Below are 21,135 nucleotides of genomic sequence, written 5' to 3' on the forward strand. Positions count from 1 at the left end.
GCGAGCAGCTTACAAATCCGGTATAAAAGTATTGTAAGTTGGCCATTTGGAGAAATTGGATTGATTATTTAATAGTGGGGTAATGGTAGATAAGAAGCCGATATTTTTTATCTTTAACTATATACCCAACCAATAAAATTTATGAATGAAATAATTACTTCTATTCTTAGGCAATTAGAAAATATTGAAGAGGCGGTTGAAGAGGGTGACTGTTATGATATTAGAGCAGAAATTCATTTACTTGGACGAATAATAGAACGTTTCTTCAAGAAATCATCGTATGAGGGAGTCCTTAATGATGCAGATGAAGATAATGAGGATTTAATAGATAAAGAAGGAAGAGACAAAGACCTTGAAAAGCATGTTAAACATCTTGTTTTCATGATTATAGAAAATATGCGAGAAGAATTAAAAGTATTTGGTTTACCAGGAAATAATGATCTCAAAATCGATAAGTCTATCACAATTAACAATCAGCATACACTCTCTCAAAATCAGACTTTAAATATTAGTTTATTAAAAGAAGTTTTGCAAGATTCACTTACGGGTAAGCAGTATAAAGAACTTACAGAAATTGTGAAAGAAGAAAAGGATACCAAAAAAGCTTCGTCTAAAATAGTTGAGAAATTAAAAAGTTTTGGCAGCGATGTCGCAAGTAATATTGTTGCTAGCCTTATTACTAATCCGCATTTGATCATAGGCTTGTTTTAGAACACGTGATGTCAAGTAGTTTTGTAAATTTTATGGAAATAAAGGAGTCCGATTATTGGCAATTGCTAATAGGGGTTCAATCATTAACAATTTCTAATTATGAAATTAATAGCATTGTCAAAATTTTAAAAAACCGCATAAACTTTAATTATAGCACATCAGTCCTTAATAAGAACATTACAAACATAAAACGAGGAACTCATGAGCACTACACTATGATTGAAAAATTACATGGTGATTGGTTTCTTGTTTACTATTATAAAAGAGCTCCAAAAAGCATTAAATTTTATCAATGCTATCAATTATTCGGGCTGATAGAATGCCTTGAGAAGATACCTGTTTAATCTGATTTAATTATTGAACAATTTCAATTTGATATTCAATCATTCTTCAACCCGATCTGATGATGCATATAATCGGTCAAATATTCATTGTTCATGAAAAAATCGATGCCAAATATGGTGCGGTAATCGCCCGTCACATTTGGGTTTTGAACCTGGGTTAAATTAGTCGCCGTAGTAGTGGTATACGTATAGGTGAAACCCATATTAGTCGTAACAGTTACCTGCGTGCTTGCCGGAAGCGGCCCGGTGCTCATTAAAGCAAGTTTATTTTCAATAGTAGAAAAAAGTGGCGTGCCTGTATCGAATAAAACATTTCCACTTATTGTCTGATTACCATATTTAATAGTAGCCGGTATATTCGCTGAATACCCGCCAACGCTTCCGTAAGTAAGCGGGTGCATGATGAACCCATTTGAGGTAATATCCGCTGAGCTTAGACCAACCGTCAATAGTTTAGATACATAAGTTCCTGAACTGCTGAACATAGTTGGTGGCAGCACAGCCAGTTTGAACCCGTTTACTACACTGGCAGTATTATTAAAATATATCAACGGACTTACTATTGCCGAATTGGCATAACTTGAACCCGGTCCAACACCAAAGATATCCAGCGCGTGATTAACGGTCTCTGTTTTACCCGATGTCTCGTCAACTACTTTATAGTATAAAAATATCGGAACCCGTTTTGCGCTCATGCTTCCGTTTGCGTCACCTATTGTAAGGGGGGCATAGGCCAGGTAGCCATACTCTTTGGTTAAGCCGGTTTTGTTGCCATAGCTAAGGGTATATTGGCCTGCAATAATGGTAATGCCATTTACAGTAGTGGAATCTCCGGTAAACGATATGCCTGTACTGGTAATCATGGCATCGGGTATAATGCCGTGTGCATCGATGGTCATGCCGGATGACCCGGTGTCGAATACGCTATAATAATTAACAGTTTGATTGCCTATTTTAGAAACGGGAATAAACGCACGCTTGCCGCTGTCTACGCCGTACTCGTATAAACCCAGCGTATTGGTGGTGGTGGTTATTGGCTTGGCATTATCTTTTGAGCAGGAACTAACGAAGATGATCAATCCAACTCCATAGAAGAACCAAAGTATATTTGTTTTCATTTTGAGCTTAGTGGGATATTAAATTCGGTTTAAATACGTAATAACGCAAAAACACTAAATGTTTTATCCGGGGACGAAAATTTGTTTAGCACATTTTACAAATATATACGTGTTTTAGCCCTGCGAGGTTGGCTTTCTTCGGGGCATATTTGTTTTATCCGTTATGGTGCGGATCACATCATCCAGTTCATGGGCCGAAGTAAGAAGGTAATTAAGTGTATTTTGCTTTTCAGCTATATCCTGGGTAGGATCAGTAATTAATTGGATTAGCCCCATAATGCGGGCAAGCGGTGCACGTATCACATGCGATTGCAGCCATGAAATTTCCTTCAGGTTTTCGTTCTGCTCTTCGATGGCTTTTATATAGTCCAGCCGCTCGGTAATATCTTTAAAATATACAGATAGTCCGTTATCTGATGGAAAGGCGCTGACATCAAACCATGCTTCTCTTTCCGGAAAATAGTCCTCAAAACGTACTACGCTATTGGTTTCTAAAGCTAAATGATATTTCCTGTACGACTCGGTGTCAATATAGGCAGCGTACACATCCCACACATTGCGGCCAATAATATCAGCCTTAGGCATACCCAGCATCTTCTCAGCCATGCGGTTCCAATAGGTCACTATCCAATTTTTGTCGACTGCAAAAAAAGCGTCGCCGATACTTTCCAGTATGGTATTCCGTTCTCCCAGTGCCTTTGTTTCGGCTATTTCAGCCCTTTTGCGTTCGTCAATATCCTGGAGCGAGCCATAAACCCGTGTGCATTTACCATTGAAAAATTCGGGCTCAACAATTACACGTACCCATTTCTCATTGCCTTTGGCGGTTACAAGTTGAAGTTCCACGTCGGCGTGGACGCAATTTTTAAAGGCGTCTTTCATTACCCTCGCCATTGTATCGCGGTGCTCGCCTTCCTTATAAAAATTTATGGATTCTTCTATGGTAGGCTCATAGCTCAACCTGGCTTCATGTATTTGCCGGGTTATATCCGACCAGTACATGGTCATGCTGGCTGCGTCTATTTCCCAGCCGCCGATTTTTGACAGTTTATTTGCCTCATAAAGCAGATCTTCAAGCCCGCGTTTCTCCGTAATATCCCTGAAGTTGCATAAAATCGCGTTAATATCAGGATCGTGAAGCAAATTGGTGAAAATACCCTCGAGCCAAATAAAATGGCCCTGCCGGTGTTTAACCCTGTAAATACAGGGAACAGGTAATTCAGCGTTCTTCAATGATCGGTTCAGGCAGGACCATACTTTTTTCCGGTCGTCGGGGTGAATAATGGTATTGAATTCTTCCCCTTCCCTGGCCTCTGCCGTCCACCCGGTTAATTTCTCGGCCGATTTGCTGCGATAAACAACCTCCAGCTCCTTATTAAACAAGGCAATGCCGTCATAGCTGTTTTCGACAAGCTTTCTAAAACGTATATCTTCAGAGACTTGCCCTGATTTTAGCCGTTCGCTTATTGTTTTATTATGTTCTCCTGCACCAGAATTAGTTGGCATAGATGGTCTATAAATTAGAATAAGGGACATTATGAGTAACGATGTTCCTTATTATGATTGTTTACAGCTCAGGGGTATTCAAATTTTGTTGTTTAACACTTAAAAATCAACCCGTGTTTTAACGGTATTTGCACTTTTTCAACACAGCAGTAATCACCCATTATTTAATACGGTCATTTTGTACTTTTGTTCGTGCCCGCTACTAAAAAAACTGTCGTACCTAAAAAAGCACCTGTAAGAAAAAAGGCCCCTGCTAAAAAGAAAAAAAGCAAGGGCTGGCCCATTCAATTAAAAGTTGGTATTGCGGGACTGCTATTAATATTACTATCCCCATTCTATTATGGTTACGTGGTAAAATTATTTACTTCAACCTGGCGATGGATACGCGATATAGGTGAGGAGCCGCACTACCGCACCTACAAGAGTTTCAATATCCGGATACCTGATAAATATGCGATACATGGCATCGATGTATCCTATGCGCAGGGCAAAATTGACTGGCCAAAAGTAAAGAGCATGGAGGAAGACAGCGTGCACATCAGCTTTGCCTTTATCAAAGCCACCGAAGGCATAACGCTGGTCGATCCTTATTTTCAGCGTAACTGGCGCGAGGCGCCTAAAGTCGGGATCATTTGCGGGGCTTATCATTATTTTAAACCATCGAAAAACGGTAAATGGCAGGCAAAATTTTTTCTGCAAATCGTCAAAATTGAAAAAGGCGATTTCCCTCCGGTTGTAGATATTGAAGAGTTAAATGGCGCCAATCCCAATAAAATGCGCCAGGAGCTGAAGGAATTTTTGACCTACGTTCAAACTAGAACCGGCGTAAAACCGATCATTTATTCTGGCATTAGTTTCTACCAGGATTACCTCGACGGATACTTTGACGGATACCCGCTATGGATAGCGCATTATCATAAGCCGCAGCTCAATATAAACCCCAAAACCCAATGGCTTTTTTGGCAGCATTCGGATAGAGCGACTATAAATGGCATCAACCATGTGGTCGATTTTGATGCTTTCAGGGGTGATAGCCTGGCTTTTAGGAAGTTACTTATTCAATAAATCCTGTCGCAATTCGCCCTCCGTATTGCCGCATTCAACTGTTTTATAGCCCTTATTTTGCCACTAAGTTTGTATTGTTGGTTGGTAACCTGAGTCTGGCGAAGATAGGAGGCTCCTAATGGAGCCTCGCGTCTGTTTAGATTTTTTCTATAAACAGGTAGTCCCTATGGGACTCTTGCAGCTATTGGACTCCATAGGAGTCACCTGTTTATAGAAAAAAATAACAAAGAGATCAGACTCCGTAGGAGTATCATGAATAGCCGCTGTTCATCTACGCCATATTCATAATTATCTGCAACCAGCTGTACTTTGAAAAAATTTGCAGAAAAATTTGGGAAACCGAAAGGTTGCATTTATATTTGAAACCAAAAGGTTTCATATTATATGAGAAGAGATGTGTTTCAGGCGATTGCCGATCCGACGAGGAGAGAGATTTTAGGGATGATAGCGCACAAGTCGCTCAATATAAATTCGGTGTCGGAGAATTTTGATGTGAGCAGGGCGGCCATCTATAAACACATGAAAATTTTGGCCGAATGTGGTTTGCTGGAGATTAAACAACAGGGCCGCGAGCGTTTTTGTGAGGGCCGTTTGGAAAGATTAAATGAAGTGTCAGACTGGGTGGAACAATACCGGCAGTTTTGGGAAGCGCGGTTTGATTCACTGGATAATTACCTAAAAGAGTTACAATCTAAAGAAAAGAAAAATGGCAAAAAGAAATGATCTGGAGATTACCCGCGTGTTTGATGCACCGCGTAAACTGGTATTTAAAGTTTGGAGCGAGGCAAAGCACCTTGCTCAATGGTGGGGGCCAAAAGGTTCCGAAATTGAAGTGAAGACATTGGAGTTCCGCCCGGGAGGGATATTTCATTACAGTATGTCTTTTGGCGGTGGTAAGATGTGGGGTAAGTTTGTTTACCGCGAAATAGTTGAGCCCGAAAAGATCGTATTTGCCAGCTCCTTTGCCGATGAAGCGGGTAACAGTATCAAGACATCATTTATTAATCCGTGGCCTTTAGAGATATTAAATACGATAACGCTTACAGAAAGTGCCGGCAAAACCACACTTACTATAAAAGGTGCGCCGATTAACGCTACTGAGGAAGAATACAACAAGTTTGAAGAAATGCAGCAATCAATGCAGCAAGGCTTTGGTGGCACATTTGATCAGCTGGCTGAGTACCTGCAAAAAATTAACGAATAATATATTGATCACGTAGAACAGGAACTAAAACAGATGTAAATCAACACTAAATCACTTAAAACAATGAAAGCAACAAAGATTCTTTACTGGGTATTTACCGTCCTGCTTGTCGCACTGATGCTCTTTTCAGCATATGGCACTTTTAGAAATGATCCACAAGGCGCTGAAATCGCCAAACACATCGGGTATCCGCTGTATATATTTAAATTTTTAGCAGTGGCCAAGATATTAGGTGTTATTGCCATTCTTGTTCCGGGCTTTTCACGGCTGAAGGAGTGGGCATATGCCGGCCTTTTCTTTGATATGTTAGGAGCAGCATATTCGTTCTTCGCTGTAGGCGATCCGGTATCAGCTTGGGCTCCGATATTCATATTTATCGGGATCCTATTCGGTTCATATATCTGCTATCACAAATTAAAAGCACAAAAAGTATGACAATGGTACTGAACATGGTAGAAGTGTATAAAACAAATGTGAGACACAAAAGACAGGCAAAAAGGATACTGGATGTGCTGTTGAAGCAATTCCCCATGTTCAGTATCAATTTTGACCTTGAAGATTGCGATAAAATACTTCGCGTTGAGGGACGAAATATCCCGCAGAAAAAAATTGCTGAGCTGGTGACTGAAAATGGTTACCAGTGCAGCGTATTGGAATAGGAGATGTCGTGCCGAATTTATTTCGGCATCCCATCTGAAAGGTATGAGATAGACAAGTCGCCTCTTGCAAATCGTAGACTAAGCAAGCGCGAATGTCCTGTGGGGTGCCGAAATAAATTCGGCATGACGTTTTTTTTAATCTCTTAAATCAAGACATTATGGAAGCTATATCAAAAGATGGCACCCGGATAGCTTATGACAAATCGGGTAGTGGCCCGCTATTGATCCTGGTAGACGGTGCTTTATGCAGCCGCGCGTTCGGGCCGATGCCAAAACTTGCCCAGTTGCTAACAGGCAACTTTACGGTGATTACGTATGACCGCCGCGGCAGGAATGAAAGTTCTGACACGCAGCCTTATGCTCCGGAGCGCGAAATAGAGGATATCGAAGCGCTGATCAATGCAAACGGTGGTTCGTCATATGTTACCGGTTTTTCGTCGGGTGCAGGTCTTGCTTTGGCAGCAGCTGCGCATGGGTTGAATATTACCAAACTGGCGTTATATGAACCGCCTTTTATGGTAGATGATGAAGGGCATCACCCACCAGCCGATTCGCTCCGTCAACTGCAAGGAATGATAGCAGAAAACAGGCGCGGTGACGCGGTGAAATTTTTCATGAAAGATATGGTAGGTCTGCCAGGTATATTTATGTTCATTATGAAACTGACGCCGGTATGGTCAAAGCTAAAAGGCGTTGCTCATACGTTGCCTTATGATGTGGCTGTAATGGGCGATTATTCATTGCCTGAGAAGAAAGCTGAATCTGTCAAAATTCCAACACTCATCGCCGGCGGGGATAAAAGCCAGGTTACGCTACAGCATGCCGTAAAAAAATTATCGCAGGTGATGCCTAACAGCGAACTTAAAATATTAAAAGGACAAACCCATAACGTAGCGGCGAAGGCCATTGCTCCTGTTTTGACCGGTTTTTTTAAAACTAATTAACGATATCAATCTAACTTGCTGATTACCCGGTAATTTCATATCTTGTAGCGACCCTGCGTTAATTCATTCACACCTCAATTTTAGTCGCTATGAAAAAACTTTTTGCTGCAGCAATAGCTGTAACTCTGCTTATGCCTTTGGCCAAAGCGCAAAGCTGTTCAGATTTTATCAACGCCTCAAACGGGGAAAAGCTGGTTTACAGCAATATGGATGCAAAGGGGAAAGAGATAGGGCAAATCACCTACACCTCAACAAAAAAAGATAACTCGACCGTTGGCTATCATACCGAGATGACCGATAAAAACGGGAAATCAATGGGCGCTTCCGATTCTGAGATCAAATGCAGCGGTGATGCGCTCCGAATCGACATGAAATCATTTGTGCCTCCTTCCTCTGCCAAACAATTAGAAAAAATGCAGGTAAGCGGAGAGGCTAAATACCTGGTTTATCCGTTAAATGTAAAAGTAGGGCAGACGCTTGAAGATGGCACAATGACCATGAATATTACTAATAATGGAAGCCCGATGGGCGACATGCAAATGGATATCACCAACCGGAAGGTGGAACAGGCAGAAACTTTATCCATTCCGGCGGGTAGTTTTGATTGTTTCCGCATCAGCTATGATGCAATGGTAAGAGTTAAGATGATGGGTATAGGCTTCCCTATACACATGCACGTGGTCGAATGGTTCTCGCCAAAAGTTGCACGTCCTGTAAAATCTGAGACTTATACGAAGAACGGAAAATTGGCCGGAACGATGCAACTTGTATCCATTAACTAATAATTAACGTATAAGCTATAGGTTTAGAATTTTGAAGGCAGAGTAAAAACAATTTTAGTATAATTGGGTTTTTCACACATAGCTTATCACGAATACTATGGCAAAGCGGATTTTGATAATTGAAGATGACGAAGATATACTGCAGGTACTGGAGACAGTGCTCGAATATAACGATTTTACCGTCAAGGGCTTAAGCCGGACAGATGATATACTGAAATCGGTAAGCGAATACAATCCCGACCTGGTGCTGACGGATTATTTATTATCGGGTACCAATGGCGGAAAGATTTGTCAGCAGATAAAAAGTAACAAGGATACCTGTCACATCCCTGTAATTTTGATATCTGCTTACCCTGAGCTGGCATCATCACTGGGAAATTTCGGCTTTGATGCATTTATCACCAAGCCTTTCGATATCAATATGCTCGTACGAAAAATTAATCAGTTACTCGGGCATCATCAGCATTAGTATCTAAAACATTTATTTCAACGCCATTGTATTATAATATATGATGGCGTTTTTATTTGTCTTATCCTTCTCAGAATCCGGCTTAAGTTCTATGATTATGATATTATTTGGGATATATTATATAGCATGAATAGACAAAAAATAAAGACTCCACAAATTAAATGATGTAACCTTTTAATACATAGCGCGTTATAAATATCTAAAAAACGGAGCTTTAATACTTTTTTAACTATAATAATGCTATATTTTAGGCAGATAATGAACGGTAACAACAGGTTAAGCTTTTTCGTTAAAGGCTCTGCTTATAGCTCAAAATTTTTACAGAATCCTTCTTTATATTTCAGCCGGATGCCCGATAAACCTACTAATAAAATAGTCGCTAAATTTTTACGATGGGAGACTATAGCAAATAAAGCCCTGTATTATGCTTATGAGATTGCCCGGGCGCGCCTTACCAAACGCAAATACAAAATACTCTTTTCCCTTAAAGCTGAACGTGAAGGGGACATAAAAAAGAGCTTCCGTAGTTTAAATCACGAGATACATTTTGATGAGTTTACCCCGGAAAACTTTGTGAAGTATGACATCATAATGCCGCTTAATATGCCTAACCTGCGCAGGCTGATCCCGCATAGCGATTTGGTTGATAACAGCATAGTACCTACCCCTACGATGGAGGCAATAGATATTTGCGACGATAAATACCTGTTTTATACTACTCTGGTTGAAAAAGGCTTTGAAAATGATATGCCACGTGTCGGCAAGAATTTAAAAATACCATACATAGTAAAAAGAAAAGTTGCCCACATGGGCATGGATTGCTATGTGATTGATACGCCGGAAAAAGAAAAAGCGCACTGGAATGAAATTAATCATCCGGATTTCTTTTGCCAGGAAATAATACCCGGTAAGAAAGAATATGCAACACACCTGATTTTCAGAGATGGGAAGATGGTATGTGCATTAAATGTTGTTTATATTTTTTCGACCTCCTTTTATGTCAAAGGCGTAGATAAGTTCATTGGCAATAAGCTGGGAAAATGCCCGCATTTGGACCTTTTTGCCGATATGCTTAAATCGATCAATTTTGAAGGGATCTGCTGCTTTAACTACAAGGAGATCGATGGGAAACCATACGTATTTGAGATCAACCCGCGCTTTGGCGGCAGCTTAAGTATGTTCTTCTTTTCTTTCCTGAGACAGTTATAATTAGTGGTATTTTTTTCAGATAAATATGGTATAAGCTCTTGTACAAATTGATACAATATGTAATATTTGTGCATTCCCCTAATTACTGTGTTTTACTTAAAAAAGGAACCCCTGATAAACAAGTCGACTATGCTGCTGATAGTATTGTTTATTATTATAAAGGCCAATCCATATTACTATATCTGTCAGAATATGCCTGCAACCGGCAGAGCAATTAAAAAGGGTATTAGTATCAGCAAGCACAATAATCAGCAGGCTTTCCTTATCAAATTTGATAAATCCATCACCGAAAGCATCGACGATCAAAATGTCCCGGATATCAAATTTACAGGGATACCATTTATTTTATTCTTCTGCAGTCTTTTTCTAACGTTTTCTACCTTAAAAACAGGTTTATCTGTTAAGTACCCGGTTTTCAAAAACGAGGGATGCATAAGGTTGTGCATTTTGCGCTTATGATGGCGTGCTGAACCCCTTTCTTTTATCTCATTTAATTAATTGTTTCAATGTAATGCGCTGCTGCATTTAAGGCATGCCGCGTAATCAATAATTTTTATTTAACACAAATCAAAACATGAAATCTTTTAAAGTATATATAGCTGTTATCGCTTTTGCATGTCTGGCTATTACCATGCAATCCTGTAAACCCAAAAAAGTAATTGCAAAAACACCGCCGGCTGAAACGGAAGAAAAGCCTGTTACCAAAGCTACTCCTCCGCCACCTGCACCTGTTAAATCTCAACCCGCTGTTGTAAAAACCGCACCTGCCGACTTTAATTTTAAAAACATCCAGTTTGATTATAACTCGGCTGTATTGCGCACAGATGGTATCCAGTATCTTGATCATATTGCTGATGAAATGAAGAAGGATCAGTCAGCCAGGTTTATTTTGAACGGTCATGCTTCGTCAGAAGGTACAGAGAGCCATAATATGCAATTATCTATTGACAGGGCCAATGCTGTTAAACAGTACCTGGTTAATGCAGGGATAGATGTTTCACATTTGCAAACCAAAGGGTATGGCGCAAAGAAACCGGTCGCCTCAAATAAAACCGACAAAGGAAGACAACGCAACCGCCGTGTAGAGGTTAAATTGATCAAATAACCTGATTTTCTCTAATAACAAAAAGCCCCTAGATCATTCGATCTAAGGGCTTCATTTTTTATGGGTTTAGGTTAAGCTTTGCTGTTTTAGAAAGTTAAGGTAACGTGGGTTGTTACACCGTTTGAAGTAAAGTCAGCCTGGTGATTGCCAAGGAACACGATAGTTCCTTTAGTATTCCAGTTGCTGCCATAGGCTGCAAAGGTTGCTGTACCGCTTAAAATGTCTTTGTTAACAACGTCGATCTTTAAGTTTGACAGTTCGTAAAAAGCGCCGCCGATTTCAGAAGCGTTACCATTAGTGTAAGTTATTGAAGTGTGCAGGTCATTAGTACCATTTACACCGATAAAGTTCTTAGCTGAGTCAAGTGCTACAATAGTATAGTACTGTTGTACCTTGTAGGTAGATACAGATGCTGGTGTAGTTTTAACAGTATTCAATGAATCGTAAGCAGTATAACCTGATAATTTACCGTTTACACAGTTAAAGTAGAATTTAAGGTCACCACCGGTGTGGATAGTAGTATCACCAATAGTTGCGTTGTAATTTACCAGTGAGTCAGTAACGAATCCGCAAAGTGGGTTGTTAGTACAGCCGCAATCATGGTGAGGGCCAAGGTGGTCAGCCACAGATACGTTAACACCATCCTGAAGATTAACACCGCCAAAAGTACCGGCAAGTGATTTAGATAGATTTAATGCGATTTGTTTGTTCAAAGCAGCGCTGTTAGTTGTCTGGGTTGAAGGTGCAGTTGTGCTGTCTTTGCGACATGACGTGTACACTAACAGTATACAAAGCATAATTGGTAATATACCTTTTATGTAGCGTTCCACAACAGTTCCGGTTTTGTAAGGTTTCAGTTCCATAGTTTTAATAATTAATTAGTAATTTTTTTTGAGTTTTTTTAGAGCGTTTAAATAATTCAATAGATAAATCTGGTATGGATATAGCCAATTATTGTACCATTTGCCAATTTTTGGCCTAACAATATCATTTTCAGGCAAATTAAGGCAATTGATCCTTATTTAGTCAACTTGTAATAAATGCCGAAAAACCAGCAACTTATGAAATATTTGCTAAAGAGTGAAATTTTACGTCTGCTTTAAGCGAAATAATTTTTGCGGCAAAAAATTAATCTTAAGACATAATATTTTCTTTCTGTTTAAATTGGGGAATTGGTAGAATAAATTCCCCAAAATATCCCCAATGTATTCAAAAAAGTGGTCTAATCAGCTAGTTAAGTAAAGGGCCCTAAGCCGCAAATGAATGATAAATCAGTATTAACTCCATGTTGAATTTACTTTAACTACAAAAATTTGTAACTCATAGATAATACAAAAGGCATATCGTTGGTCATTTTTGCTGTTTTTTATTTAAAATTCTTAAATATTGGTTTGATAATCATTACCAGGGTCAAATAAAACAGGGATACCTTTGCAGTGTTTTTAATAAACATTAAAAGAAATAGCAATGGAAATCAAAAGAGCCGGCTCACAGCCTTCGGGCAAAGGACTTGCAGCATACTTTACCGGTACAGTAAGAATCGATCCACTTAATAACCCGCCTGAGCCTGCCCGTGTAGCGATGGCATTGGTAACCTTCGAGCCAGGGGCACGTACCGCATGGCACACCCACCCGCTCGGGCAAACTTTAATAATTACCACAGGCTGCGGCTGGGTACAACGCGAAGGCGGCCCGAGGGAAGAGATCAGGCCCGGAGATGTAGTTTATTTTGAACCGGGCGAAAAGCACTGGCATGGCGCTAGTTCTACTACAGCCATGAGCCATATCGCCATACAGGAAAAACTGAACGGCTCGCCGGTTGACTGGATGGAGCACGTGACAGATGCTCAATATAATGGATAGTCATTATATTAGATAAGATAAAATCATAGCAATGAAAAATATTTTATATAGACTGGTTTTAATTTTTACCACAATGGCAGCAACTCTGTTTTTCGCGGAGCAGGCAAATGCTCAGCAGCAGGATCATCGTATAATTAGGATAGCCAGGATACAGGTGGACCCTGCTCAACTCGACAGTTATAACACAGCGCTTAAAGCGCAAATGGCAACAGCTGTTAAAGTTGAGCCGGGCGTATTAACCTATTATGCTGTTGCTGATAAAGCTAACCCATCACATATTACTATTCTGGAGATTTATGCCGATACGGCCGCGTATCAATCACACATACAAACTGCTCATTTCAAAAAATATAAGGCAACTGTTCAGAATATGGTGAAATCACTTGAGTTGGAGGATGTTAATTTGATAAGTGTGGCTAAGAAGCCGGGAATGTAATTCTTTTGTATAGTTATTATATGTACTATATTAATTATCTTTGATATTGAATAATAAACTATTGATATGGCGGCGGATAAAATAGTGGTACTTTATGTAGATGATGAGCCGGATAACCTGTTTTCTTTCCAGGCTACTTTTCGTCTTACTTTTAAAGTATTCACGGCGTCAAGCGGGGAAGAGGCATTGGGCTTGCTGGAGAAAAGGGGCTTTCATGTGATCATCTCAGATCAGCGTATGCCGCAGATGACAGGGGTAGAGCTTTTTGAAAAAATACAAGAAAAATATCCGGACCCGATCCGTGTATTACTAACCGGCTTTGCCGATATGAATGCTGTTATTGATGCAGTGAATAAAGGCAGGATATTCCACTATCTGACCAAACCCTGGAACGAAGAAGAATTAACAATGACCATACAAAGGGCCTACAAAGCATGGCAGGATAAGCAGGCTTTAAAGGACTCTAATGAACAGCTTGAATTTTTGCTGCGTCAAAAGCTGCTTTCCTGATCACATTTCTTTTCCGCCTGTATCTATCTGAATTTGCTCCAGAACAGCCTTAAATTTTTCTTGTGTAAGTGGCTTAGCGATTACATTCTCCACATTCTTTTTCTTGCCAAGCCTGCTTAGCTCCGCTTTGTTCATTGATGAGGTGACGATAACGATCTGGTAGTGACCAGTTATTTTTTCAGGCAATGCCTCAAACAAACTGATAAAATCGGCGCCATTTAACCGTGGCATCATCAGGTCAAGCAATATAATGGTGCGATCAGCCTTTTTTACTTTTGTAGCTGCGATATGATCTAATGCATCTTCGGCACTTGTAAATGTTTCGATTAAAACATCATCACCCACCGTCATTTTGATCAGTTTATGCGCTATATACAGATCGATCTCTAAATTTTCAATAAGAATAAATGACAACCCCATGTTATTTGCTTGGAATAATTAATTTAAAAACGGTGCCTTCACCCAAAACAGAATTCACATCTATACTGCCGCCCAGCTTAAGCAAGCCACCCTTTACATTATAAAGACCTATGCCCGAACCAGCCCGGTGAGATGTAGCCCTCGAAAAAAGGTTAAAGATCTCATCAAAATGGGTTTCAGGTATGCCAATCCCCGTATCGCTGATCAGGATGGTTGCCAATCCATCATAAACAGAAATATTCAGTTCGATCTTTTTATTCTCAAAGTTCTTCTTTTGGTATTTTATGGCGTTAGTGATGAGGTTGTTCAGTACCATTTTGATCACCAGCTCATCGCTCCGGAATGATTCAGGCTGATTTATTTTGGTTTCAAAAAAGATCTTATTGGTGGTGGTGTATATCCTGTATACATCCTTTAACTCTTCGGCTACTTCGTTAAAATCGATATCGACAATCTTAAGCTCGCCGCGCCTTGAGCTATAATAATCATGCATGCTGGATATGTAATCCTCCAGCTTAAACACCGATTTTTCCATCAGCACCAGTAACTCTTTAAGCTCTTTAATGTCAGACATTTCTTTCGCTACATCAATGGCGCCCAAAATACCTGTCAGCGGTCCTCTAAGATCATGACTTACGCTATAAGCAAATTTATCCAGCTCGGTATAAGCCTGCTGCAACTCTTCATTTTTGATTGCCAGCATCGAATTAGCGATGTAAAATTTATTACCCTCTTCAATTGCCGAAATAATGTCATGCTGTATCCAGGGTTTGCGGATATACCTGAAGATATTACCGCGGTTAATAGCCGAAATAGTTGCCTCAATATCAGTAAAAGCAGTGATCAGTATTCTTATCGGGTGAGGAAAAACGGTTCTGATATCCTCAAAAAACTCAACCCCCGTCTTTCCCGGCATGCGCTGGTCGCAAAAAATTACTCTTATGTCAGGATGCTTTTGCAGGTGCTCAATAGCCAGTACTGTATTTTCGGCTATAAAGACCCGGTATTCCGTTCGGAAGTTGGCCTTGAACCCGGTAAGGTTATCCGGTTCATCGTCTATATACAGTATTTTGATTTTCTCTGACATGAAGTTTCGGCTTTTAATTTATCTTGACTGTATGTTGTATCGGCAGTGTAATTATAAATTCTGCACCATTGCCCTGTGAGGAGTTTATTTTAATTGAACCGTTATGTTTTTTGATGGTATTATAGGCAATTGACATCCCCAGGCCTGTACCTTCACCCACGTCCTTAGTGGTAAAGAATGGGTCAAATATTTTTCTCTGCGTTTCTTCATCTATACCTACACCATTATCTTTAAACCTGATCTGGACATGATCGTTTTCTGCACTCGTGATTATCTTTATCTCACCGCCGCTGTTCTCTCCAAACTGCTTATGAACAGCATAAATACCATTGGATAAAATATTAAGAAAAACCTGGTTAAGTTTTCCCGGATAACATTCCACCAGCGGCAGATCGCCATATTCCTTTATAACATGTATGCTACCCAATTGATTATTCAGAATGATCATAGACGAATCGATCCCTTCATTAAGATCAGCCCGTTTAAGATCGTCCTCATCCAACCGTGAGAATATCCTGAGGCCTTTTACAATTTCGGCAGTACGTGAGGCGCCATTGTATATACCATTTAATAGGTGCTTGATCTCTGTTTGTAAATAGTCCAGTTCCTGCTCTTCTTTGTATTCATCCAGCTGCGACCTTTTATCCTCTGCGCTCGCATCTGATAATGCAACCTCTTCTATAAAATCAATCGCGCTAAATATCATATCAATATCTCGTCGTAACGGCGAAACATTTGAGGTGACGAAATTGATAGGGTTATTGATCTCGTGTGCAATACCTGCCGTAAGCTGACCAAGTGAAGCCATTTTTTCCTGTTCGATCAATTGAGATTGAGCTTGTTTCAGATCTTCCAGCGCGGTATTCAATTCCGAAGTGCGCTCTTTAACACGTACTTCAAGTAATGTATTTTGCTCTCGTATGATCCTTTCATTTTCCTGTGCTGCCCTCAATGCTTCTGCTTGCGAAAGCTCTTTTTCTCTTTTCAGGACGTTGATACGGTCGGCAAGTGCTATGGAAAGCAGGGTAACCTCAACGGTAATGCCCGATTCCATCGTATAGTTGGTAAAATCGTTGTAAGGTAACACGCCAAGATTGCGTAAGGTAAACATCAGGATTCCCGCAAAGAAGATGGTCCAGGCAAACAGGAAATACCGGGCAGGCTTATAACCCTGAAGGGATATTTTTACTGCAACCGCATAAATAAGAAACGTGGTACAGATTGCCGAAATATCGATCATCCGATAGCTTACCTGGTCAACACCTGCCAGCCGCAGAACAATTGCACTGCTGTATAAAAGGATGGCTATCGGGAAGATCTTATGTAATATAGGTGTCCTATGCCTGGTGTCCAGAAATTCCCTTACAAATAGCATTGCCAGTATCCCCGCCAGCGCAGGGAAAATGATAATGCTCTTATGGAAAAGTAAAGGCGTTTCGGGGAATAAGAACTGATAAGTATAACCACTCAGCGTAGTTTGCGTAAGTCCTATAAATGACACATAAAGTACATAATAGATATAGCTGCGGTCCCTGGTGAAAAGGTAAATGAAGAAATTGTAGGCTGCCATCACCACAATGATGCCGATAAAAATCCCCCATAAAACATTTTTTATTGATACAGACTGGGCAATATGTGCCGGATCGCCCACAATGAGGGGCAGCACCATTTGCTCAGTGCTTTTTACACGCAGATAATAGGTGGCTGTGCTGTCTTTAGGTAATTTAAAGTCGAACAAAAAGTTCTGATGCTGATATTTCCTGTGACTGAACGGCAAAGTATCAGAAAGCTTTTGCACCAGGTAATGTCCGTTTTCTGGGTAATAAAAATCACAAACAGAGAGAGTAGGATAATCAAGCGCCAGCATGAGGCGGTCAGATGACGAGGTATTGCGGATCGAAAACTTTAGCCAGAATGCAGATTTGCTTAGCTGCATATTAGGCGTTTCTATTGTCGATGGTATAAAAGCAGTCGATTTACTGACGGTTTGCAGACCAAGATTGTTAGTACTGTCTTTTAATATCGATATATATTTACCGATGATGGTATTCTCACCATTGAAAACTACCGGGGATTGCGCCGCCAGTTTTGCAGCAAATGGTAGTTGTAAAAGCAGTAATAAAAATAGGATCCTTTTCATGCAAATCAGATTCTGCCAGCAGTCTGACAGGTATAGGTATTTGTTTTATTCTATTATAAGCGTTTTCTCTAACGGCAATCTGAAACTCTTTAACTCCGGCTCAGGGGCAATAGCAATCTTAGCAAGGAACACTTCGGCACGGTCATCGCCCATGCTTGTAAGCTCACAGAAATTTTTACGTAAATCTCGTAAAAGAGGTACAAATTTTGGATCAATACCTTCACCATTTCCATAAACAATTCTTGGAAACAAATATAGCGGCGATATAAGCGGATGAACAGCCAGTCCAAGATCGGTGGCAGCCAGCCAAAAACGCTCCATTGCACGGCCGCCTTCAAAAAAGCTGTTCAATTCGTATTTAGGTAGAGTTAACAGGCATAGTGCCGATGCCGCCGATACAGTACGTTTGGCCAGCATATCTAATGCCTTGCCACCACCCAGGTCATTAATGGTGCTGATCACCTGCTCGCTTTTGATCACACCCAAAGCAGCCATTTGCGAATTGCTGAGTCCAAGTGTTTTGATATCGATACCGTCGCGTGTCTTTTCTGCCTCTTCACTGGTCCACCGCATTTCATGATGAACAAAATCATGGTGACCTTCTTTGCTCAGCAATCGTACACGGTCACAAAAGCCGATGATCTCTGCGAACTGACCAAGTGTAGTTTCATCTGTAAATATTTGGAGTTTTGTACCAGGTATTGACTCTGCAAAAAACGTCAATTGCTGATAAACATCAGCCTGTATGTTTGCTTTTGGCGCCTGGTTACGATTGGTCAAACGTTTATATATTGCCTTATCCAATGGCTCAAGCTGTTGCGCCAATGATTTATTTTCAATTGGCCTGAAACGTATTGCAGCAACCAATTTCTGATCGGGGCCGCCAACATATTTATAGTAAGGCTCCAGACCTTGTTTTAATGCGTGAATATTCAAATTCTCGTAAGCTGCACCAAAGGAGATGTAGGAAGCGATCTTCCTGAAATCACCGAACGAGAAGGAACGGTATTCATCATGAAACAGGTAAAGTGTACCCTGGTGGTAAAACCATTTCCATGGCTGATCGTTCCCTGTTGAAGGTGCAGCGCAAGCCGCATTCACCAAATCTTGAATAACCTGGTCTGTAGGAATAATATCTGAAATTCCTGCGTCAACAGTTACCTGTTTAGCCAGCGTTTGCATTTCATCTTTTGAAAGCGGTTGAAATGGATTGCTACGGTCAATTTTTGGAGAAGGCCCTGTTTGCTCACTAACGATCTCATCAAAATCAATATAATATCTGCCCGATCCGCGGAACTGGTCAAGCAAAATACGCCGGCACGCATCTGCACCTGCTGCGCCACCCAATGCTACCGAGCTGGCCAGCTGCGGCCAGGTATTGATGCTCTGCTGTACTTCAACCATCGATGCTTTTGCGCGGGATGAAATATTATCTACCCCAAGCATTTGCAAAATAACAGGCACTTTATCTTCATTGGATAGCTCCTTTATATTTTGCGGATTGATACCGGTAACAGTCCCATGCAGCAAAGGCCGGTCAGGCTCCAGGTCAAAACGTTCTATGTCCAGCATGCCGCGGTCGCTGGTATCCATTACAACCGGTATGCGTAAGTCGCGGGCTTTATAGCGAGCCAGTATTTTGATATCCAGGCCATCGCATTCATCCACCAATACATCCAGTTTTCCCCCGCCGGTGAAGAACTCTTCCATATTGACATCAGTCAACCCATCAAAAAAGCAGGTTACTTTTAGGAATGGATCTATCTCCGCTATCTCACGTGCAGCAATAACTACTTTAGGCACACCAAGATTATGCAACCCTGTGCGAATGCGATTAAGATTGCTTAATTCAAGCAGATCAAAATCAGCTAAGCGTAACTCGCCATATCCACGCTCCATAGATAAAGTTAAGGCTATGGATTGTCCTACCGAAAGACCAATAATCCCAATCTTTTTTGTTGCCAGCGTATCTCTTTCCTGTCGGGTTATTTTATATTGATTACGATTGGTGCGCACTTCTATAAATTCCCCTTCATCCAATAAATGAACCAGTCTGCGGCTCCACGGATAATAAACCCAAACCCCATAATCCCGGATATCAATGCCATTAAGGTGCGTTTTGATTAGCCCGTCATACTCTTCCGGCTTTATCATCACCCAGGGTCTTTGGCTTTTTACAAGCTCTTTCAATTGGCCCTCTATTTCGTCTGAGATAAACAGCGCGATCTTTTCAGACAAGAGTTTATCGTATGTTTTCTTATCCTCGGGGTTGCTGAGTCTCAGAATAATGGGTGTAAAAATGTTGCCTGATTTTTCAGGATTTGCAATATGTTCTTCTATAGGGTTCATAAATTATAAGCAAATATAATTTAATTGTCAGGAAAAAAATCAGCACAAAAAACCAATGTTTGACTACAATAAATTGAGCCGCGCCTCGGTCCAGTCTGTCTCATGAAAAGTCTTTTTAGCGTTAGCGATCGTGGCCTTAAGATCCCAGTTTTTAAGATTAGGTATTTCCAATTCGTAGTGTATCTCGATCGACTTTCTTCGCAGCACTTCCGTGCGGACAAGGTTCAGGCTTTCCCTGAGCTTTAAGATCGCGCTGCGGTCGTCTTCGTTTGCGGTGCTCAGCGTATCAATATTTTCGTGAACCATTGATGTCGCCACCAGGTCCATCTTGGGGTAGTAAAATGTGCCGCTGTTACCTATGCTTGTTTCACGGTGATAGCCCACACTCTCGGCCATGGCAACGGTATATTGGGCACATAGTGCAAAAAGCGATGTTAAGCCGATCTGGGTAGAAATAGCTACCGCTGCGCGTGTTAAAAAGATGCTGCCTATACCATAACCCGCTATCTCCCGCGAGTTCCATAAACCGCATATTTCACCGGTGCCATGCTGTGCATACTTCCATACCAGGTTAATAACGGATGGGTCCAAACCTATGGTAGCTTGTTCAATGGGCAAAGCCTCGGTGCCGCCGGCTACGTGTACACGCGCGCCTCCATACACCTTCTTTCCGTCAAGAGATTCAACAATGATGACGAATGCAGCCGGATTCCTGGTCCATTCGTGCCTGGACGAGGTGACTTTGGTTACCCCTATACTGGTCAATACATGCGTATGTCCTTCGATAAAAAGTTCACAGGCAACGGGGTCATCAATTGCCCGGAACGCTCGTAACCTTACTACAGGCCGTTCCCTATTCAAACCTTTATCCATATGTAGTACTAATCAGCCAATTCTTCAATTGGAAACTTTATATAATGCTGTAAGCAATGAGGGGCCATTGCGCTCATATTATCTGTTAAAGATACAATTATTGAAATGGCTGAAATTTTCCCACGTAATTCATTTAATCCGAATTATTCTGACACGCACTGCACCGTACCTATCCATTCAATAAGTAAAATTAATTTCTAAATAAAATTTTGATGATGACAATAAACCGTAGTTTATGATCGACGAGGCTGAGGTAGCACAAATATAGCTACTTTTTACACAAGCTGTAGATAGCAGTTTCGTTTAAAGCAAAATTTACACTCCGATTGGATTGGCAGGGA

General features: G+C 40.8%; 23 protein-coding genes. 15 read left to right on the forward strand and 8 right to left on the reverse strand.

Annotated features, from left to right (window positions below):
- Positions 1 to 141: 141 nt before the first annotated feature.
- Positions 142 to 711: a hypothetical protein gene (locus VIM89_RS11380; protein ID WP_488156271.1), complete on the forward strand. Its 570-nt coding sequence runs from the start codon at positions 142 to 144 to the stop codon at positions 709 to 711.
- A gap of 379 nt (positions 712 to 1,090) precedes the next feature.
- Here VIM89_RS11380 and VIM89_RS11385 read toward each other — a convergent pair whose 3' ends face one another.
- Positions 1,091 to 2,173 (reverse strand): hypothetical protein, encoded by a 1,083-nt coding sequence (locus VIM89_RS11385; RefSeq protein ID WP_488156272.1) that lies wholly within the window; start codon positions 2,171 to 2,173, stop codon positions 1,091 to 1,093.
- Between the two features lie 114 nt (positions 2,174 to 2,287).
- Positions 2,288 to 3,679 (reverse strand): PAS domain S-box protein, encoded by a 1,392-nt coding sequence (locus VIM89_RS11390; protein ID WP_488156273.1) that lies wholly within the window; start codon positions 3,677 to 3,679, stop codon positions 2,288 to 2,290.
- A 192-nt stretch (positions 3,680 to 3,871) separates the two neighbouring features.
- On the opposite strand from VIM89_RS11390, the gene VIM89_RS11395 reads away from it, so the two are divergent.
- The 11 genes from VIM89_RS11395 to VIM89_RS11445 all read left to right on the forward strand — a co-directional run bounded on the left by VIM89_RS11395 (position 3,872) and on the right by VIM89_RS11445 (position 11,116).
- Entirely contained in the window at positions 3,872 to 4,744 is an 873-nt protein-coding gene (locus VIM89_RS11395) for a glycoside hydrolase family 25 protein (protein WP_488156274.1), read from the forward strand.
- A 384-nt stretch (positions 4,745 to 5,128) separates the two neighbouring features.
- Entirely contained in the window at positions 5,129 to 5,467 is a 339-nt protein-coding gene (locus VIM89_RS11400; protein ID WP_488156275.1) for an ArsR/SmtB family transcription factor, read from the forward strand.
- On the forward strand, positions 5,451 to 5,948 hold the full coding sequence (locus VIM89_RS11405; protein WP_488156276.1) for an SRPBCC family protein: 498 nt from the start codon (positions 5,451 to 5,453) through the stop codon (positions 5,946 to 5,948). Before VIM89_RS11400 ends, VIM89_RS11405 begins: the two co-directional genes overlap by 17 nt.
- A gap of 63 nt (positions 5,949 to 6,011) precedes the next feature.
- The gene (locus tag VIM89_RS11410; RefSeq protein WP_488156277.1) at positions 6,012 to 6,383 is read left to right on the forward strand and encodes a DoxX family protein; all 372 of its coding nucleotides are present in this window, start codon (positions 6,012 to 6,014) and stop codon (positions 6,381 to 6,383) included.
- Entirely contained in the window at positions 6,380 to 6,607 is a 228-nt protein-coding gene (locus VIM89_RS11415; protein WP_488156278.1) for a hypothetical protein, read from the forward strand. The genes VIM89_RS11410 and VIM89_RS11415 overlap by 4 nt, the downstream gene beginning before the upstream one ends.
- Positions 6,608 to 6,765: 158 nt before the next feature.
- Positions 6,766 to 7,551 (forward strand): alpha/beta fold hydrolase, encoded by a 786-nt coding sequence (locus VIM89_RS11420; RefSeq protein WP_488156279.1) that lies wholly within the window; start codon positions 6,766 to 6,768, stop codon positions 7,549 to 7,551.
- An 89-nt stretch (positions 7,552 to 7,640) separates the two neighbouring features.
- Positions 7,641 to 8,333 (forward strand): TapB family protein, encoded by a 693-nt coding sequence (locus VIM89_RS11425; RefSeq protein WP_488156280.1) that lies wholly within the window; start codon positions 7,641 to 7,643, stop codon positions 8,331 to 8,333.
- A 97-nt stretch (positions 8,334 to 8,430) separates the two neighbouring features.
- Positions 8,431 to 8,802: a response regulator gene (locus VIM89_RS11430; RefSeq protein WP_488156281.1), complete on the forward strand. Its 372-nt coding sequence runs from the start codon at positions 8,431 to 8,433 to the stop codon at positions 8,800 to 8,802.
- 258 nt (positions 8,803 to 9,060) lie between these two features.
- Positions 9,061 to 10,011, forward strand: coding sequence for an ATP-grasp domain-containing protein (locus VIM89_RS11435; protein WP_488156282.1), 951 nt, complete (start codon positions 9,061 to 9,063; stop codon positions 10,009 to 10,011).
- 129 nt (positions 10,012 to 10,140) lie between these two features.
- Entirely contained in the window at positions 10,141 to 10,470 is a 330-nt protein-coding gene (locus VIM89_RS11440) for a hypothetical protein (protein ID WP_488156283.1), read from the forward strand.
- A gap of 115 nt (positions 10,471 to 10,585) precedes the next feature.
- Positions 10,586 to 11,116, forward strand: coding sequence for an OmpA family protein (locus tag VIM89_RS11445; RefSeq protein WP_488156284.1), 531 nt, complete (start codon positions 10,586 to 10,588; stop codon positions 11,114 to 11,116).
- 86 nt (positions 11,117 to 11,202) lie between these two features.
- Here VIM89_RS11445 and VIM89_RS11450 read toward each other — a convergent pair whose 3' ends face one another.
- Complete coding sequence (locus VIM89_RS11450) at positions 11,203 to 11,979, reverse strand: hypothetical protein (protein WP_488156285.1); 777 nt, start codon at positions 11,977 to 11,979, stop codon at positions 11,203 to 11,205.
- Positions 11,980 to 12,583: 604 nt separating this feature from the next.
- Here VIM89_RS11450 and VIM89_RS11455 point away from each other — a divergent pair.
- The 3 genes from VIM89_RS11455 to VIM89_RS11465 all read left to right on the forward strand — a co-directional run bounded on the left by VIM89_RS11455 (position 12,584) and on the right by VIM89_RS11465 (position 13,925).
- Entirely contained in the window at positions 12,584 to 12,979 is a 396-nt protein-coding gene (locus tag VIM89_RS11455) for a (R)-mandelonitrile lyase (RefSeq protein ID WP_488156286.1), read from the forward strand.
- Positions 12,980 to 13,052: 73 nt separating this feature from the next.
- A complete protein-coding gene (locus VIM89_RS11460; RefSeq protein WP_488156287.1) occupies positions 13,053 to 13,415 on the forward strand; it encodes a putative quinol monooxygenase in 363 nt (120 codons plus the stop codon).
- A gap of 66 nt (positions 13,416 to 13,481) precedes the next feature.
- On the forward strand, positions 13,482 to 13,925 hold the full coding sequence (locus VIM89_RS11465) for a response regulator (protein ID WP_488156288.1): 444 nt from the start codon (positions 13,482 to 13,484) through the stop codon (positions 13,923 to 13,925).
- Here VIM89_RS11465 and VIM89_RS11470 read toward each other — a convergent pair whose 3' ends face one another.
- From VIM89_RS11470 to VIM89_RS11490, 5 genes are all read right to left on the reverse strand, one after another.
- Positions 13,926 to 14,345: a response regulator gene (locus VIM89_RS11470; protein WP_488156289.1), complete on the reverse strand. Its 420-nt coding sequence runs from the start codon at positions 14,343 to 14,345 to the stop codon at positions 13,926 to 13,928.
- Position 14,346: 1 nt separating this feature from the next.
- Positions 14,347 to 15,432: a hybrid sensor histidine kinase/response regulator gene (locus VIM89_RS11475; protein ID WP_488156290.1), complete on the reverse strand. Its 1,086-nt coding sequence runs from the start codon at positions 15,430 to 15,432 to the stop codon at positions 14,347 to 14,349.
- Between the two features lie 13 nt (positions 15,433 to 15,445).
- On the reverse strand, positions 15,446 to 17,572 hold the full coding sequence (locus VIM89_RS11480) for a sensor histidine kinase (RefSeq protein WP_488156291.1): 2,127 nt from the start codon (positions 17,570 to 17,572) through the stop codon (positions 15,446 to 15,448).
- Between the two features lie 45 nt (positions 17,573 to 17,617).
- Positions 17,618 to 19,921, reverse strand: a complete 2,304-nt coding sequence (locus tag VIM89_RS11485; RefSeq protein ID WP_488156292.1) for an Rv1355c family protein — start codon at positions 19,919 to 19,921, stop codon at positions 17,618 to 17,620.
- Positions 19,922 to 19,984: 63 nt separating this feature from the next.
- Positions 19,985 to 20,794, reverse strand: a complete 810-nt coding sequence (locus VIM89_RS11490; protein WP_488156293.1) for a hypothetical protein — start codon at positions 20,792 to 20,794, stop codon at positions 19,985 to 19,987.
- Positions 20,795 to 21,135 lie beyond the last annotated feature (341 nt).

The sequence above is a fragment of the Mucilaginibacter sp. genome, assembly GCF_036568825.1.
In the GTDB taxonomy this organism is placed as follows: domain Bacteria; phylum Bacteroidota; class Bacteroidia; order Sphingobacteriales; family Sphingobacteriaceae; genus Mucilaginibacter.